The organism is Lentzea xerophila, assembly GCF_051094245.1.
Taxonomy (GTDB): Bacteria; Actinomycetota; Actinomycetes; order Mycobacteriales; family Pseudonocardiaceae; genus Lentzea; species Lentzea xerophila.
Map to the genome: position 1 here is coordinate 8,236,536 of NZ_CP194934.1, position 16,623 is coordinate 8,253,158.

16 protein-coding genes are annotated in these 16,623 nt (G+C 69.5%); 6 read left to right on the forward strand and 10 right to left on the reverse strand.

The annotated features are described in order from the left end of the window. Positions 1–296 precede the first annotated feature (296 nt). A complete protein-coding gene (gene glf / locus ACRSBM_RS39490; RefSeq protein WP_434451821.1) occupies positions 297–1,484 on the reverse strand; it encodes a UDP-galactopyranose mutase in 1,188 nt (395 codons plus the stop codon). 171 nt (positions 1,485–1,655) lie between these two features. On the opposite strand from glf, the gene ACRSBM_RS39495 reads away from it, so the two are divergent. Continuing rightward, complete coding sequence (locus ACRSBM_RS39495; protein WP_434451822.1) at positions 1,656–3,638, forward strand: DUF6541 family protein; 1,983 nt, start codon at positions 1,656–1,658, stop codon at positions 3,636–3,638. A gap of 124 nt (positions 3,639–3,762) precedes the next feature. On the opposite strand, the gene rfbB is transcribed toward ACRSBM_RS39495, so the two are convergent. The 3 genes from rfbB to ACRSBM_RS39510 form a co-directional block, all read right to left on the reverse strand. Next, positions 3,763–4,749, reverse strand: coding sequence for a dTDP-glucose 4,6-dehydratase (gene rfbB / locus ACRSBM_RS39500; protein ID WP_434451823.1), 987 nt, complete (start codon positions 4,747–4,749; stop codon positions 3,763–3,765). Positions 4,750–4,793: 44 nt separating this feature from the next. Beyond that, a complete protein-coding gene (gene rfbA / locus ACRSBM_RS39505) occupies positions 4,794–5,675 on the reverse strand; it encodes a glucose-1-phosphate thymidylyltransferase RfbA (RefSeq protein WP_434451824.1) in 882 nt (293 codons plus the stop codon). A gap of 79 nt (positions 5,676–5,754) precedes the next feature. After that, complete coding sequence (locus ACRSBM_RS39510) at positions 5,755–6,363, reverse strand: dTDP-4-dehydrorhamnose 3,5-epimerase family protein (RefSeq protein ID WP_434451825.1); 609 nt, start codon at positions 6,361–6,363, stop codon at positions 5,755–5,757. A 104-nt stretch (positions 6,364–6,467) separates the two neighbouring features. Here ACRSBM_RS39510 and ACRSBM_RS39515 point away from each other — a divergent pair, with 104 nt between their 5' ends. Next, a complete protein-coding gene (locus ACRSBM_RS39515) occupies positions 6,468–7,358 on the forward strand; it encodes a glycosyltransferase family 2 protein (protein WP_434451826.1) in 891 nt (296 codons plus the stop codon). Between the two features lie 44 nt (positions 7,359–7,402). Here the strand turns inward: ACRSBM_RS39515 and ACRSBM_RS39520 are convergent, their stop codons facing one another. The 4 genes from ACRSBM_RS39520 to ACRSBM_RS39535 all read right to left on the reverse strand — a co-directional run bounded on the left by ACRSBM_RS39520 (position 7,403) and on the right by ACRSBM_RS39535 (position 10,801). Next, positions 7,403–7,768 carry a DUF2304 domain-containing protein gene (locus ACRSBM_RS39520; protein WP_434451827.1) on the reverse strand — a complete coding sequence of 122 codons (366 nt, stop codon included), beginning with the start codon at positions 7,766–7,768 and terminating at the stop codon, positions 7,403–7,405. A 1-nt stretch (position 7,769) separates the two neighbouring features. Next, positions 7,770–8,462, reverse strand: coding sequence for a glycosyltransferase family 2 protein (locus ACRSBM_RS39525; protein WP_434451828.1), 693 nt, complete (start codon positions 8,460–8,462; stop codon positions 7,770–7,772). Between the two features lie 105 nt (positions 8,463–8,567). Further along, positions 8,568–9,449 (reverse strand): glycosyltransferase, encoded by an 882-nt coding sequence (locus ACRSBM_RS39530; RefSeq protein ID WP_434451829.1) that lies wholly within the window; start codon positions 9,447–9,449, stop codon positions 8,568–8,570. Continuing rightward, positions 9,446–10,801 carry a lipopolysaccharide biosynthesis protein gene (locus tag ACRSBM_RS39535; RefSeq protein WP_434451830.1) on the reverse strand — a complete coding sequence of 452 codons (1,356 nt, stop codon included), beginning with the start codon at positions 10,799–10,801 and terminating at the stop codon, positions 9,446–9,448. The genes ACRSBM_RS39530 and ACRSBM_RS39535 overlap by 4 nt, the downstream gene beginning before the upstream one ends. Positions 10,802–10,921: 120 nt before the next feature. Here ACRSBM_RS39535 and ACRSBM_RS39540 point away from each other — a divergent pair, with 120 nt between their 5' ends. Both ACRSBM_RS39540 and ACRSBM_RS39545 read left to right on the forward strand, forming a co-directional pair. Next, the gene (locus tag ACRSBM_RS39540) at positions 10,922–11,833 is read left to right on the forward strand and encodes a glycosyltransferase (protein ID WP_434451831.1); all 912 of its coding nucleotides are present in this window, start codon (positions 10,922–10,924) and stop codon (positions 11,831–11,833) included. Next, positions 11,830–12,711: a glycosyltransferase family 2 protein gene (locus ACRSBM_RS39545; protein ID WP_434451832.1), complete on the forward strand. Its 882-nt coding sequence runs from the start codon at positions 11,830–11,832 to the stop codon at positions 12,709–12,711. The genes ACRSBM_RS39540 and ACRSBM_RS39545 overlap by 4 nt, the downstream gene beginning before the upstream one ends. On the opposite strand, the gene ACRSBM_RS39550 is transcribed toward ACRSBM_RS39545, so the two are convergent. After that, on the reverse strand, positions 12,712–13,647 hold the full coding sequence (locus ACRSBM_RS39550; RefSeq protein WP_434451833.1) for an NAD-dependent epimerase/dehydratase family protein: 936 nt from the start codon (positions 13,645–13,647) through the stop codon (positions 12,712–12,714). 21 nt (positions 13,648–13,668) lie between these two features. Further along, a complete protein-coding gene (locus ACRSBM_RS39555; protein ID WP_434451834.1) occupies positions 13,669–14,472 on the reverse strand; it encodes an HAD family hydrolase in 804 nt (267 codons plus the stop codon). Between the two features lie 71 nt (positions 14,473–14,543). On the opposite strand from ACRSBM_RS39555, the gene ACRSBM_RS39560 reads away from it, so the two are divergent. Further along, entirely contained in the window at positions 14,544–15,416 is an 873-nt protein-coding gene (locus ACRSBM_RS39560) for an LLM class flavin-dependent oxidoreductase (RefSeq protein WP_434451835.1), read from the forward strand. 39 nt (positions 15,417–15,455) lie between these two features. Next, positions 15,456–16,616 (forward strand): L-2-hydroxyglutarate oxidase, encoded by a 1,161-nt coding sequence (gene lhgO, locus ACRSBM_RS39565; RefSeq protein ID WP_434451836.1) that lies wholly within the window; start codon positions 15,456–15,458, stop codon positions 16,614–16,616. The last annotated feature ends 7 nt before the right edge of the window (positions 16,617–16,623 follow it).

Here is a 16,623-nt window from a genome sequence, read left to right on the forward strand (position 1 = left end):
GCCGTACCACCGCGACCAGGTGTCACGGCTGGTGAGACGCCCCATCGCGTCCCGGTAGGAGCGCTGGACCTCGGGGGCCCCGCGGCGGGGAAGCGGCCGAAGTACGTGTTCGTCGTGACCGTGGCGTTCGGGCGCACCACCATGCGGTGGCGCTCCCGGTCCGCTACTCCCCACGTCACCTCGGCGTACAGGTCAGCCGAGACGACCTGCGAGGGACCTGTGAACAGGCCTCGCCGCGTCAGCAGCTTCCCCGGCGCCTCGTGCTCCACGAGGGTGGACTCGCCCGGCATTCCGATTCAGTCCTCCAACGACCCGTCCAGCGCCTGCCCCGACGCCAGGTGCGGTGCGATCTTGTTGTCGAACACGCTCAGCGCCGAGCCGATCGCCATGTGCATGTCGAGGTACTTGTAGGTGCCCAGACGCCCACCGAAGATCACGTTGCGCTCCGCGGCCTCCTGCTTGGCCAGCTCGCGGTAGCGCTCCAGCTTCGCGCGGTCCTCGGAGGTGTTGATCGGGTAGTACGGCTCGTCGTCCTTCTCCGCGGCGCGGGAGAACTCCCGGACGATGACCGTCTTGTCGCTCGGGTACTCACGCTCCGGGTGGAAGTGGCGGAACTCGTGGATGCGCGTGAACGGCACGTCCGCATCGTTGTAGTTCATGACCGGCGTGCCCTGGAAGTCGCCGATCGGCAGCACTTCCTGCTCGAAGTCGAGCGTGCGCCAGCCGAGCCAGCCCTCGGAGTAGTCGAAGTACCGGTCGACCGGGCCGGTGTAGACGACCGGCGTGCCTGCCGGGATCTCGTCCCGCACGTCGAAGAAGTCCGTGGACAGCTTGACGTCGATGTTCGGGTGGTCCGCCATCTTCTCGAGCCACGCGGTGTAGCCGTCGACCGGCAGGCCCTCGTAGGTGTCGTTGAAGTAGCGGTTGTCGAAGGTGTAGCGCACCGGCAGGCGGCTGATGACCGCCGCGGGCAGCTCCTTCGGGTCGGTCTGCCACTGCTTCGCGGTGTAGTGCTTGATGAACGCCTCGTAGAGGGGCCGGCCGACCAGCGAGATCGCCTTCTCCTCGAGGTTCTTCGCGTCCTTGGTGTCGATCTCCGAGGCCTGCTCGGCGACCCAGGCCTTCGCGTCCTCCGGCGACATGTAGCGGCCGACGAACTGCGAGATGAGACCGAGTCCCATCGGGAACTGGTACGCCTGGCCGTCGTACATCGCGAACACGCGGTGCTGGTAGCCCGTGAAGGCGGTGAACTGGTTCACGTAGTCCCACACGCGCTTGTTGGACGTGTGGAACAGGTGCGCGCCGTAACGGTGCACCTCGATGCCGGTCTCGGGCTCTTGCTCCGAGTAGGCGTTGCCACCGATGTGGTCACGGCGCTCCAGCACCAGCACCCGCTTGTTCAGCTGGGACGCGGTGCGCTCGGCGACCGTGAGACCGAAGAATCCGGAACCGACGACGATCAGGTCATAACCTGCGAAGCTCACGCCGACGAGGGTAACGCCGTCGGGTGCGTGTACCGCCAACCACCCCCGACGGCCCGTCCGTAGACTTCCACCGGCTCCGCATCTTCGCTCGGGCAGTGCGCCCGTACGCGCCCACCGGAACTGGCACGCCACTTCACGCGGGCGATTCACTCACTGTGAGGTAGCAGGACGATGAGTTGGTTCGAGGCATTGCCTGCCGCGCTCGCGGCCGCGGGCTGGTTGATCGGCCCCGGGGTGGCGCTGGCGTACGCGCTCGGTCTGCGCGGGCTCGGCGCGTGGGGCATCGGGCCCACCCTCAGCGTCTCGCTGATCTGCGTCACCGCCGCCGTCGCGCAGAAGGCCGGCGTGCGGTGGTCGGTGCCGCTGGTGCTCGGCGTCGCCGTCGCGGTGTGCCTGGTCGCGGTGCTGCTGTCGCTGCTGTTCCGCCGGATCGCGCCGCCACGCCAGAACGACCCGATCCGCACCCAGTGGGTCGCCGCCGCTGCCATGGTGCCCGCCGTGCTGATCGGCGCGTACGTGGTCATCAACGGCATGAAGACGCCGGACCAGCTCAACCAGACCTTCGACGCGATCTTCCACTACAGCGCTCTCAACTACGTCCTCGACTCCGGCTCCGCTTCGTCGCTGACCATGGCGTCGCTCGGCAACGAGCTGATCCCTCCCGGCTTCTACCCCGCCGGCTGGCACGGCGTGACCTCCCTGGTCGTGCTGAGCACCGGCACGAACATCGCGGTGGCCGCGAACGTGGTGGCCTGGGCCATCGCCTCGCTGGTCTGGCCGATGAGCATGCTGCTGCTGGTCCGCCAGCTCGTGGGGAGGAACACGGCGGCCATCGCGGTCACGCCGGTGCTGGCCGTCACGTTCACCGCGTTCCCGTGGGGCCTGCTCGGCTTCGGGGTGCTGTGGCCGAACCTGCTCGGTCTCGCGCTGGTCCCCGCCGGCCTCGGTGCCGTGCTGGCCGCCACATCGCTCGCCAAGGAGGACATCCTCGGTCGCCGCAGGGCGCTGGCGATGGCGGCACTCGTGCTCGTCGGCACCGCCCTCGCCCACCCGAACGCGATGTTCAGCCTCGCGGTGCTGTCGCTCATCCCGTTCCTGATCGCGGTCTTCCGCTGGGGCCGCGAGCTCCACGGCGAGGGCAGGAAGTGGCAGGGCGTCGCGGTCGTCGGCGGCACGCTCGTGGCGTTGCTCGGTCTCTGGGTCGTCGTGTCCCGCCTGCCCGCGTTCAAGCCCGTGCGGGAGATGTACTGGGCACCGTTCGAAACCCCGCCCAGGGCGGTCGGCGAGGCACTGCTGAACGCGCCGAACGGCAGGCCGGCCCTCTGGGCGTTGTCGATCCTCACCATCGTCGGACTCGTGCTCGCCTGGCGGCTGAAGGAGCACCGCTGGCTGGTCGGGGCGTTCGCCACCGTGACGTTCCTCTACACGCTCTCCGCGGCGATCAACAGGCCGGACACCAGGAAGTTCACCGGCCTTTGGTACAACGACTCGTTCCGCCTCGCGGCCATGGCGCCGATCGTGGCGGTGCCGCTCGCGGTCATCGGAGTGCTGTTCATCGCGGCGAAGATCGCGGAACGCGTGCCCCTGCTGGCCAAGGGGCCGGCACTGTTGCGCACGCCGACCGCGTTGACGATCATCGTGGTGCTGGCGCTGCTGCCGCTGAGCCGCGGTTACTACACGGGCACGAACATCCAGACGGTCCAAGCCAGCTACACCGAGGCCGAACCCACGAACGGCGTGCTGGTCGACCAGACCGAGCTCGCGTTCCTCGACGAGCTCGACCAGGTGCTGCCCGCCGACGCGGTCGTGGCGAACAACCCGTGGGACGGCTCGGCGACCATGCTCGCCGACATCCGCCGCAAGGCGTTGTTCCCGCACGCCGACCTCCCGTGGAGCGACGAGCAGAACTACCTGGCGAAGCACCTCGCCGACGCGGCGACGGACCCGAAGGTGTGCACGGCGGCGGACCGGCTCGGCGTGCGCTACATGCTGGTCGCCAACAAGACGTTCTGGGGCTGGGACAAGCGCACCCAGAACTACCCCGGCATCGAGGACCCGGCCACGTCCGGCGCGTTCGAGCTGGTCGCGTCCAGCGGCACGGTCAAGCTCTACCAGCTCGACAGGTGCGGCTCGGCCGTGTCACCGATCCGGTAGTCACCAGCGGCGGTTCGCCGGTCCGGACGCCTGGCCAGGCCCTGGTTCGGCCCAGCCGGTGGCCGGACACGACTCGGCCCCGGTCGCGGAATGCGACCGGGGCCGAGTGCGATCCGACGGCCGATCAGGCCAGTGCGGCGCGCTCCTTGAGCGGCTCCCACCAGCTGCGGTTGTCTCGGTACCAGGCGACGGTGCGGGCCAGGCCCTCCTCGAACGGCACCTGCGGGGTGTAGCCGAGCTCGGTGGAGATCTTGGTGATGTCGACCGAGTAGCGGCGGTCGTGACCCTTGCGGTCGGTGACCTGCTCCACGGAGGACCAGTCGGCACCCATCGCGGCCAGCAGCTTCTCGGTCAGCTCGCGGTTCGTGAGCTCGGTGCCGCCGCCGATGTTGTAGACCTCACCGGCGCGGCCGCCCTCGACGACGAGCTGGATGCCCCGGCAGTGGTCGTCGACGTGCAGCCAGTCGCGGACGTTCAGGCCGTCGCCGTAGAGCGGCACCTTCTTGCCGTCCATCAGGTTCGACACGAACAGCGGGATGACCTTCTCGGGGAACTGGTACTCGCCGTAGTTGTTCGAGCAGCGCGTGATGCAGACCGGCAGGCCGTACGTGCGGTGGTAGGACCGCGCGATCAGGTCGGAGCTGGCCTTGGCCGACGAGTACGGCGAGTTCGGCTCCAGCGGCTGCTCCTCGGTCCAGGAGCCGGTCTCGATCGAGCCGTACACCTCGTCCGTGGAGATGTGGATGAACTTGCCGACCTCGGCCTCCAGCGCGCCCTGCAGCAGCGTCTGGGTGCCGAGCACGTTGGTCACCACGAACTCGGCGGCACCGGAGATGGACCGGTCCACGTGCGACTCGGCGGCGAAGTGCACCACCACGTCGGTGCCGGCCATCAGCTTGCCGACCAGCTCCGCGTCGCAGATGTCACCGCGGACGAACTGCAGCCGGGGGCTGTCGGCCACCGGTGCGAGGTTCGCCTCGTTACCCGCGTAGGTCAGCTTGTCCAGCACGACGACCTCGGCGTCGGCGAACGCCGGGTAGGCGCCTCCGACCAGCTGCCGCACGTAGTGGGATCCGATGAACCCCGCGCCACCAGTTACCAGAACCCGCATCGTGCTCCTCGCCGCACCTGTCTGTTGGGCATTCGTCGACTTGTTCACTTGGCGGCGCCCGACGTGCGGGCGACCTCCATCACGTACTGGCCGTAGCCGGACTTGGCCAGCTTCTCGCCGAGGGCATAACACGCGTCGGCGTCGATGAAGCCCATCCGCAGCGCGATCTCCTCGAGACAGGCGATCCGGATCCCCTGCCGGTGCTCGAGCACCTGGACGTACTGGCCGGCCTCGAGCATCGAGTCGTGCGTGCCGGTGTCGAGCCAGGCGAACCCGCGCCCGAGGTCGACCAGCTTCGCGTTGCCCTGCTTGAGGTAGACCATGTTGACGTCGGTGATCTCCAGCTCGCCGCGAGCCGAGGGCTCGAGTCCGCGGGCGATCTCCACGACCTGGTTGTCGTAGAAGTAGAGACCGGTGATGGCCTTGTTGGACTTCGGGAGGGCGGGCTTCTCCTCGATCGAGATGAGGTTGCCCTGCGCGTCCACCTCGCCGACGCCGTAGCGCTCCGGGTCCTTGACCGGGTACCCGAACAACACACAGCCGTCGAGGGACTCCGCGTGCTGCTGGAGCACCTTCGCGAAGCCCTGACCGTGGAAGATGTTGTCGCCGAGCACGAGCGCCACGTCCTGGTCGCCGATGAAGTCGGCACCGATCACGAACGCTTCGGCCAGGCCGTTGGGCTGGGCCTGCTCGGCGTACTCGAGCCGGATGCCGAGCTGCGAACCGTCACCGAAGAGGCGCTGGAAGTTCGGCAGGTCGGTCGGCGTCGAGATGATCAAGATTTCCTTGATGCCCGCAAGCATCAGCACCGACAGCGGGTAGTACACCATCGGCTTGTCGTAGACCGGCAGCAGCTGCTTGGACACGGCCTGCGTGATCGGGTGCAGCCGGGTACCACTGCCGCCGGCGAGAATGATCCCTCTCATCGTCGCGCGTTCATCCCATCCGGTCGGAAATAGGGGCACTCGTCGAGCGCGTACACGGAAGCGATCCGGCGGCGCGTCATCACACGCTGTTGGCGCGGAGCTTCTCGTAGTAGGCGAGACAGTCCTCGTACCGGGGGAGGATACCGGCCGCTTCGGCCTCGGCGAGGGTCGGGGCCGCGAGGTCCTTCTCGGAAAGCACCTGCTCAAGATCAGTGGGCCACGGCAGTTCGAGTGCCGCGTCCAGCGGGTTGACGCCGTGTTCCGCGCTCGGGTTGTACGCCTCACCGCACAGGTAGCTCATGACGGTGTCGTCCTCGAGGGCGACGAACGAGTGCCCGAGACCTTCGGACACGAACAGCGCGCGGCACTCGGTCGAGTCGAGCCTGACGGCGTCCCACTGACCGTAGGTCGGCGAGCCCACCCGGATGTCGACGACGACGTCCAGCAGCGAGCCGCGCGGGCAGTAGATGTACTTCGCCTGGCTGGGAGGCACGTCGGCGAAGTGCACGCCGCGGATGGTGCCCTTGGCCGAGATCGAGTGGTTGGTCTGGGCAACCCTCATCGAGCGGCCAGTCGCCTCGATCAGCGCCTGCTCGGAGTAGGGGCTGGCGAACATGCCGCGGTTGTCGCCGAAGGTCCGCGGCACGAACTCGTACGCTCCGGCGATGGTCAGCTCACGAATTTGCACGATCGCAGAGGATAGCGGCGTGAGCTGGGCCCCATCCTCACGGACTCGGCCCGGGCCAGGTAGGGCATCATGGCCGCGTAGCCGATGAGGAGAGCCCCCGCGCCATGACGATGATCGACATCATGCTGCCGTACTACGGCGACGTCGCGCTCATGCAGGCCGCCGTGCAGAGCGTGCGGTCGCAGACGGACGCCGGCTGGCGACTGACGGTTGTCGACGACACGGCGGAGCCCAGCGTGCCCGGCTGGTTCGAGTCGCTGGCCGACGAGCGGATCCGCTACTTCCGCAACGAGCGCAACCTGGGCGTCACCGGGAACTTCAGCAAGTGCCTCGACCTCGCCGAACACGAGCTGATGTCGATGCTCGGCGCGGACGACCTGCTGCTGCCCAACTACGTGAGCACCGTGCTGGCCGCCTACAAGGACCACGCCGGCGTCGGCATGATCCAGCCGGGCGTGACGGTGATCGACCAGCACGGCCGGCCGGTCAAGGCCCTCGCCGACGAGGTCAAGAAGCGGCTGTACGCGCCGAAGGTGACCGACCGGCGGCTGATGGGCGGCGAGGAGCTGGCGGCGAGCCTGCTGCGCGGCAACTGGCTGTACTTCCCGTCGATCGCCTGGCGCACCGAGGCGATCAAGTCGGTCGGCTTCCGCGCCGACCTGCGCACCACCCAGGACCTCGCGCTGGAGCTGGAGCTGATCGAGCGCGGCGAGCAGATGCTGGTGGAGAGCACGGTCTGCTTCCAGTACCGGCGGCACCTCGAGAGCGTCTCGTCGAAGATGGCGCTGGACGGGGACCGCTTCACCGAGGAACGCGAGTTGTTCCTGACGATGGCCGACCGGATGAGGGCCAAGGGCTGGCGCCGCGCCGAGCGGGCCGCGCGCAACCACTCCTCGTCCCGGCTGCACGCACTGACCCTGCTCCCGACGGCCGTGCGGGGCGGGCAGCGCGACGTCGCCCGTGCGCTGGCCAAGCACGCCTTCGGAACCAGCTGAGAAAACAATCGTCCCCGGTCAGCCGACCGGGGACGAAAGGCGGTTCAGACGACCGACGTGTCGGTCGGCTTGATCTCCTCGTCGGGGGCCTTGGCGTTCTGGATGGCCATCGCGCGCACCAGCTTGGCGTAGCGCAGCTCCAGCTCCTTGAAGCGCAGGAACGTGTTGATGGTGGCGAAGCCGAACGCGACGATCAGGCCGTAGAGCAGCAGGTCGGTACCACGGCCGACGCCGAGGAAGTTGGCGATCGCGGCGACCTCGCCCGGCAACAGCACGGCGAGCACGCCGAACAGCATGAACACCGAGAAGCCGATCTTGACACCGGCTGCGGTCTTGCTCTTGCCGTGGTGCCGCAGGAAGAGGACCAGCAGCGCCAGGACCGCGACGATGAGCAGGATCTGGATCAACATGTCAGTGCCTCGAACCCCTCATGACACCGTCGAAGACGATGTTCACGCCGTTGATGAGCGACTGGCCCTTGGCCATCGAGTACTCCGTGTAGAGGATCGTCACGTGCTCCTCGCCGACCTTCCACTTGTGGTGGTCGATCAGCTCGACGAACTCCGAGGCGTGCCCCATGCCGTTGCTGGTGATGTTCAGCTTGTCCGCGACCGTCTGGTTGAACACCCGCAGCCCGTTGTGCGCGTCGGTCAGGCCCAGCCGCCGGGTGCGCGGGCTGAGCAGCACCACGGTCTTCAGCACGAACCGCTTGATCCACGGGATGTGGCTGGTGTCGGCGCCCGCGACGAACCGGGTACCAACGATGATGTCCAGCTCTTCGGCCTGCAGCCGCTTGAGCATCCGCACCACGTCGTCGACCTGGTGCTGACCGTCGGCGTCGAAGGTGACGAAGTACTTCGCGCCCGGCTGCGCCTTGGCGTAGCTGACGCCGGTCTGCAGCGCGGCGCCCTGGCCGAGGTTCACCGGGTGACGCACCAGGTGGGCGCCTGCCTGCTGGATCTGCTCGGCTGACGCGTCAGCGCTGCCGTCGTCGACGCAGACGATGTTCGGAAACGTCTGCCTGGCGTTCCGCACGACGTCCCCGATGACCTGGGCCTCGTTGTACACGGGAACGACCAGCCAGACGTCGGACCATTCAGCCACCGGGGTCCTCCAGGACGCCATGTTCTGTCGCAATGCCAAAGTCTGTGGAAATGCCCTACCAGTGTAGTGCAGCGGTTACGCCATCCGTGGCCGGTGCCGCGCTGCTCAGGACCCCGCGAGCGCGCTGCCGGCCGGCAGGTAGTCGGCGCTGGTCCGGCCCCTCACCCCATCCCGCAGGCCGTGCCACATCGCGCGCAGCCGTGCGCCGCGCGGCTGCTCGTACAGCGCCGTCAGCAGAGCCCAGCGCACCATGATGAGAACGGACGTCAGGCACCACACCGGCGACCGGCGCAGGTTCTCCTTCACCAGCAGCACGCCGTTGCGGATCACCCAGTACAGCCGCCACTTCGGGTGGTGGGTCACCCGGACGTGCCCGATCAGGAACCGGTGCTCGCGCACGTCGCCGAGTGAATGCGGCAGCTTGACCCGCTTGTCCTGCACGATCCGCATCCCGGTGCGCCGCAGCTTCAGGCAGAAGTCCTGGTCGACGCAGTCCACGAAGAAGTCCTCGCGGAACCCGCCCAGCTGGTCGAGCAGCGAACGCCGCACCACCATGCCGGAGGTGATGACGGCGTCCCGGTCGGCGACCTCGGACCGCAGCACCGTGCGGGGGTCGATGAAGGACTGACGGACGGCGTCCCACGGCGCGGGGGCCGCGGCACCGATCGTCGGGTCGGCCAGGTGCGCGGCCAGCAGGCCGACCAGTTCTCCGGAGAGCACCGAGTCCTGGTCGAGCAGCAGCACGGCCTCGGATGCGGGCGACATCTCCCGGATGCCCAGGTTGAGCGCGCCCGCGAGACCGAGGTTGCCCGCCGGCCGGAGCACGCGGACCCCTTCCGGCAGCTCGCCGCGCAGCAGTTCCGCCCCGCCGGGCGTGTTGTCCACGACCAGCACCTCGACGCAGGACGCCCGCGCGGCCTCGACGACGTCCAACAGCCGCTGGTCGGGGTGGTAGGCCGTCGCGATCGCGGTGATCTTGTCGGTCATCGGGTGGTTCGCTCCCTGGGCTCGGCGGGCGCCGGCGTCGGCGCCTCGACCGGGGCTGGCTGGTGGTCGTGGCCGGTCGCCCGCAGTAGGACGACGACCATGAAGATCGTGAGGGTCGCCGGGCCGGCCGCCGTCGACAGCACCGCCGCGGTGACCGGGTCGACCGGCAGGACGAACGTCACCGTCATGGCCGCCGCGCCCGTCAGGAACGCGGCCAGCACCATCCGGTGCTTGCCGAGGGCGACCAGTGCGGGCTGCATGACGTTCGCCGCCATGAGGAAGACGGTGCCGATGCCGAGCGCGGCCAGGGTCCCGTTGGACAGGCTGCCGGTCTTGGCGACGACGAGGGCGAGCAACCACGGCCCCGCGGTCGCCAGCAGCACGATGCCGAGCAGGCCCAGCGTGACGCACAGCGCGATGGTGCGGAGGGTCTGCGTACGCACTCCCCTCCGGTCACCCCGGGCCGCGGCCGCTGTCAGCCGCGGCAGGAGCGTGGTCTGGAGCGGGACGAAGGCGAACATCGGCAACCGGGTCAGCGTGACAGCCCCGGCGATCGCCGTCGCGACCTCGGGCAGCGCCTCCAGCTTGGCGCCGATCACCACCGGCGGCAGGTTGACCACGGCCTGGAAGGTGAGGCTGGCGACGACCAGCAGGAACAGGCTCCCCGAGAGGCCGAGCCACTTCCGGTCCGTGCTCTCGGCAGGAGGTGCCGCGGCCGCCGCCACCCGGCTCGCGTCGACGGCCCCGGTCCGCCACAGCACTCCGGCACCGACCAGCGCGGCGAAGGCCTGGCCGAGCACGAAGGCCAGGCCGAACAGCCATGCGGAGTCGGCCCCGAGCAGCCACAGCGCGACCAACGGCACCACCCGCGCCACGCCCTCCACGGCGAGCGTCGCCGCGTACAGGCCGAACCGCTCACTGCCGGCGAGAGCTCCGCGGACCGCGGAGGCGCAGCACGTGGCGAGCACGCCGACGACGAGTTCGACGAGCAGCACCCAGTGCCCGCCCAGTGCCTCGCCGACCAGCACCGGGGACAGCACGACGACCAGGGCGGAGATCAGCCCGAAGAGCACCAGGGCCTGCCGGGCCACCAGGCGGGCGGCCTGCCAGGACGGACGGCCGAGCGCGCGTTCGCGGCTCACCGTGCGGGACATCTCCTGCTCGACGCCGGAGAACGCGCCGAGCGCGATGGTGTTGACCAGGAAGTAGAGGCTCGCGAGCGCGGCGACGGCGGACTTGTCCACGCCGGAGCGCGTGATCAGCGGGATGAACGCGAAGCCAGAGAGGACGACCATCCCCAATCCGATGCCCATCAACGCCATCGGACTGCGCAGGAAGCGCAAGGGAGTCATGTAACTAGCCAATCGCTCTTCAGGGGACCAAATCGAGCCTAACGGACGCCCTCAGCGCCCCCGGCGCGCCTCTGTAGCATCGGCCGGGCACTGCCGATTCCCCGAGGAGCCCCGATACCGATGACCGATCCAGTCATCACGGCTGTCGTCACCGCGTACCACCCGGACGACCGGCTCTCGGCGGTGATCGACGCGGTACTGGTGACCTGCGCGGACGCCATCGTCGTCGACAACACGCCGACCGCGGAGAGCTCGTCGGCCGAGCAGCTGACCGACCCGAGGGTCCGGGTGCTCCGGTCGGGTCGCAACGGCGGTCTCGCGGGCGCGCTCAACGACGCGGTCCGGGCACTGCGGCCGGAGACCGAGGCGGTCCTCGTGCTCGACCAGGACTCCGTGCTCCCGGACGGGCTGGTGGCGGCACTTGCGGCGCACCTCGCCGACCCGTCCATCGGCGTCATCGCCCCGACCCCGGTCGACGCGGCGGACGGCAGCACGTACGAGCGCTTCTCGCCCACCGGCAGCGGGCTGGTGGACCAGGACACCGTCATCACGTCCGGCATGATCGTCCGGCGCGCGGTGCTGGACGCGGCGGGTCCGTTCCGCGACGAGTTCTTCGTCGACTGGGTCGACAACGACTTCTGTCTCAGGCTGCGCCGCAACGGCGTGCGGATCGTGCAGGACATGGCGACCCGGCTGCCGCACTCGATCGGCGACCGGCGCGAGCACAAGTTCGCCGGCCGCACGGTCAAGGTGCTGCGCTACTCGCCGTGGCGGCACTACTGGATCACCCGCAACGGGCTGGTGATGATCCGGGAGAACCTCACCCGCAACCCGCGCTGGGCGCTGATGGCCTTCCTCTACATCGGGCGGCAGGCGCTGACCACCGCCGTCTTCGAACCGAAGCGTGGCGCCAACCTCAAGGCGATCCTCAGCGGTGTTCGTGACGCCGTGCTGAACCGCGTGACCGCCGGCTACCTGCCCGCGGGCGCCGACTACCGGTCCGGTGCCGGCCGCAAGGAGGTCGGGCTGTGAAGGTGACCGCGCTCGTCACGGCGTACCACCCGGACGACCGGCTCGCGGCCGTGGTCGAGTCCGCCCTGCTCACCTGCTCCGGGGTGATCGTCTCCGACAACACCCCCGCGGGGTCGTCGTCGTCCGCCGAGAAGCTCGACGACCCGAGAGTCACCGTGCTGCGCAACGGCAGCAACCTCGGCCTGGCCGCAGCGCTGAACTCGGCGGTCGCCGAGCTGCCCGCGGACACGGACGTCGTGCTGTTCCTGGACCAGGACTCGGTGCTGCCGCCGGACCTCGTGCCCTCGCTCGCCGCCCACTTCGCCGACGAGTCGGTGGGCGTGGTCGCGCCGACGCCGTGGGACGCCGCCCACGGCGGGTCCTACGAGAAGGCCGCCCAATCGGGCCCGGCGCTCGCCGACCGGGACGGCGTGATGACGTCCGGGATGCTGGTCCGGCGCGCCTGCCTGACCGCGGTCGGCCGGTTCCGCGAGGACTTCTTCGTCGACTGGGTCGACTTCGACTTCTGCCTGCGGGCGCGCGAGCACGGGTTCCGCGTCGTGCAGGACACCACGGTCCTGCTGCCGCACTCGCTGGGCGACCGGCGCGAGCACCGGATCGGTCCCGTGCGGACACACGTCCTGCACTACCCGGCCTGGCGGCACTACTGGGTCGCGCGCAACAGCACGATCCTGGCGCGCGAGCAGCGTGCGAAGAACCGGCGCTGGGCGCTGTCCGCCGTGCTCTTTCTGGCGCGGTGGACGTTCAACACGGCGGTGTTCGAGAAGCAGCGCCGCACCCACGTGGCGGCGCTGCTCGCCGGGTTCCGCGACGGTCTGTCGCGGAGCGTCCGGCAGAAGTACGTGCCGGACGGCGCGCAGTACTCGGCCGCGCGCTGATCAGGCGGTGCGGAAGTACTCCACCGTCCGCGCCGTACCGGTCTTGACGTCGACCTCCGGCACCCAGCCGAGCTCGCGCGTCGCCCTGGACGCGTCCAGCGCGGAGGCCCGCAGGTCGCCGAGCCGCGCGGGGGCGTACTCGGGCTCGTCGGCCGCCCCGGCGGCCAGCGCGACCAGGCTGTGCAGCTCCTTGTCCGAGGTCTGCTGGCCGGTGCCGATGTTGTAGCGCTGCCCGCCGCCGCTCTCTCCGGACGCCGCCACGAACGCGGCCACCACGTCCTCGACGTAGACGTAGTCGCGGGTGTTACCGCCGTCGCCGAACAGCTTCGTCGGCTTCCCCGCCAGCAGGGCGTTGGCGAAGATCGCCACCACGCCCGCCTCGCCGTGCGGGTCCTGCCGCGGGCCGTAGACGTTCGCGAGGGCGAGGTGCGTGCACTCCAAGCCGTACAGCTGGCGGTAGGTGTTCAGGTAGATCTCGCCGGAGATCTTGCTCGCCGCGTACGGCGACTTCGGGTTGATCGGCACGGCTTCGGAGACCGGCAGCACGTCCGGCGTGCCGTAGATCGAGCCGCCCGACGATGCGAAGCAGATCTTGCGGGTGCCGGCCCTGCGGGCGGCCTCCGCGACGTTGATCGTGCCGATGACGTTCTGCTGCGCGTCGAGGATCGGATCGGCGACGCTGACCCGCACGTCGATCTGCGCGGCGAGGTGGAAGACCACCTCCGGGGAGAACCCGGTGACCACGTCGCCGAGCTCGGGGTTCGCGATGTCCAGCTGCGTGAACGAGTACCGGCCGGCGTGGGCGGGATCGGCCGGCGCGGTCCGGGTGCCGCGGCGCAGGTCGTCCACGACGTGGACCTCGTGGCCGTCGCGCAGCAGGCGGTCGACCAGGGTGGAGCCGATGAAACCGGCGCCGCCGGTCACGAGTGCACGCATGCCGCACAGGCTAGCCGTGCGTCAGAACCAGCGTTCGAGAACCATCGCGACGCCGTCCTCCGCGTTCGGGCCCGTGATTTCGTTCGCGGCGGCCCTCGCGGCCTCGTGGCCGTTCTCCATCGCCACGCCGTGACCGGCCCAGGTCAGCATCTCCACGTCGTTCGGCATGTCGCCGAACGCGATCACGTGCTCGCGCTCGACGCCGAACCGTTCCGCGACGTCGGCGAGGCCGGACGCCTTCGTGACGCCGTGCACCGAGGCCTCGATCAGGCCGTTGTTCGTGGAGTAGGTGAGGTCGACCTCGCCGTGCAGGACCTCGCTGATCGCGGACACCATCTCGGCGCTGGTCAGGTTGCGGTGCCGGATCAGCAGCTTCGTCGCGGGGAAGCCGAGCGTCTCGGCGCGGGTGAGGCCGCTGTGCGGGCCCTCGGGCCACGGGTGGGTGTAGCTGATCTCGGCGACGAACGTTCTGTCGTCCTTCGGTGTGCCGACCAGCTCGACGGCGTACGTGCAGTCGTCGAGCACGCTGTCGATGGCGGCGGCGATGTCGTGCAGCTGCACTGGGCTGAGTGTGCGCGCCCAGACGATCTCGTCCTTGCCGATGTCGTAGAGCACCGCGCCGTTCGCGCAGACCGCGAGGCCGTCGAGTCCCGCCTCCTCGGCGATCCTCGGGATCCAGCGCGGCGGCCTGCCGGTGGCCAGCACGAACGGCACACCCGCCGCGAGCACGCGCGCGACCACCTGTGCGGTGCGTGCGCTCACGCTCTCCTGGGGGGTGAGCAGGGTTCCATCGACGTCGGAGGCGACCAGGCGCGGCTGTTCCACACCGTCATCTTGCCTCTTCAACTACCGAGTCCAAGTTCGTAGGGACCTGAACAGCTGGTTACCGTACGTCCGTGCGCGTAGGCATCGTGATTCTTCCGGAGCACCGCTGGTGGATCGCCGAACCCAAGTGGCGCGCGGCCGATGAGTACGGGTTTCACCACGCGTGGACCTACGACCATCTCGGCTGGCGCACCCTGGTCGACGGTCCGTGGTTCGGCGCGATCCCCACGCTGACAGCGGCCGCCATGGTCACCTCGCGCATCAGACTCGGCACCTTCGTGGCGAGCCCGAACTTCCGTCACCCGGTGCCGTTCGCGCGGGAGCTGCTGACCATCGACGACGTGTCCGACGGACGGTTCACGCTCGGCGTCGGCGCAGGTGGGGACGGGTACGACACCGTCGTGCAGGGTGCGAAGCCGTTGTTGCCGCCCGACCGGACGGCCCGGTTCGGCGAGTTCGTCGAGTTGCTCGACCAGCTGCTGATCAAGGACCGCACGACGTGGGACGGCGAGTTCTTCTCGGCGGAGGAGGCCCGCAGCGCGCCCGGCTGTGTGCAGCGGCCGCGGGTGCCGTTCGTGGTCGCCGCGAACGGTCCGAAGGCGATGGCCGTGGCGGCCAGGTTCGGCCAGGGCTGGGTCACTACCGGGCCGACGGCCGACGACCACGAGGCGTGGTGGCGCGGTGTCGCGCGGTTGTCCGAGAAGTTCACTGAGACGTTGGCCACGCAGGGCCGGACGTCACGGGTGAACCGCTACCTGAACCTCGACTCGGCGCCGGTGTACTCGCTGTCCAGCGTGGAGTGCTTCATCGACGCCGTGGGCAGGGCCGCTGAGCTGGGGTTCACCGACGTGGTGACGCACTGGCCGAGGCACGACGGCATCTACATGGGCAGCGAACAGGTCGTGGAGGACATCGCGGCCGACGTGCTGCCCACGCTGGGATAGCACCTGTAACGGCAGGACGCTGAACTAGATTTCGTCACTGTGCGCTCTGTTGTGGTGATCGGTGGCGGAATCGTGGGGCTCGCGGTGGCCGCCGAGCTGGCCTCGCGCGGTGACCGCGTGACGGTGCTGGAGAAGGAGAAGCGCTGGGGAGCGCACCAGACCGGCCACAACTCGAACGTCGTGCACGCCGGGCTGTACTACAAGCCGGGTTCGTTGAAGGCCCGGATGTCCGTGGCGGGCAACGCGTCGATGGTCGCCTTCGCGCGTGAGCACGGCGTTCCGGTCGAGGTGTGCGGCAAGCTCGTTGTCGCCACTTCTGCCGATGAGTTGCCACGGCTGCATGCGCTGGCCTCGCGCGCTGAGGCGAACGGCGTCCCGGCGAAGCTGATCTCGCCCGAAGAGGCTCTGGAGTACGAGCCCGAGGTGGCCTGTCTGGCCGCTCTCCGGGTGGAGAGCACCGGGATCATCGACTACTCAGCGGTCTGCTCCGCGTTGGTGCGGCAGCTGGACGGGCACGACCTGCGGCTGCGGTCGCCCGCTCTGGCGATCCGGACGGTGGGGTCGCACGTCGAGGTCGCGACGCCGCAGGGCGTGGTGCGCGGCGACGTGCTGGTGAACTGCGCCGGCCTGCAGAGCGATCGGATCGCGCGGCTGGCGGGGCTTTCGCCGGCCGCCAGGATCGTGCCGTTCCGCGGGGAGTACTACGAGCTGCGGCGGACCGAGCTGGTCCGCGGGCTGATCTACCCGGTGCCGGATCCGACGCTGCCGTTCCTCGGCGTGCACCTCACCCGGATGCTCGACGGGTCGGTGCACTGCGGCCCGAACGCGGTGCTGGCGTTGCGGCGCGAGGGCTACCGGTGGCGCGACGTGTCGTTCCCGGACGTTCTCGACGTCGCCCGGTTCCCCGGAACGTGGCGGCTGGCGCGGAGGTTCGCCCGGACGGGAGCGAACGAGGTGCTGAGGTCGCTGTCGCGGCGCCGGTTCGCCGCGTCGCTGGCACGGCTGGTGCCCGCGGTGACCGAGGACGATCTGGTGCGGGCGGAGAGCGGTGTGCGCGCTCAGGCCATGCTCCCGGACGGGTCGCTGGTCGACGACTTCCTCATCGAGTCGGCACCCCGTCAGGTGCACGTCCTGAACGCGCCCTCACCCGCGGCGACGAGCGCGCTGGAGATCGCGCGCCACATCGCCTCACTCACGTGAACGCGGT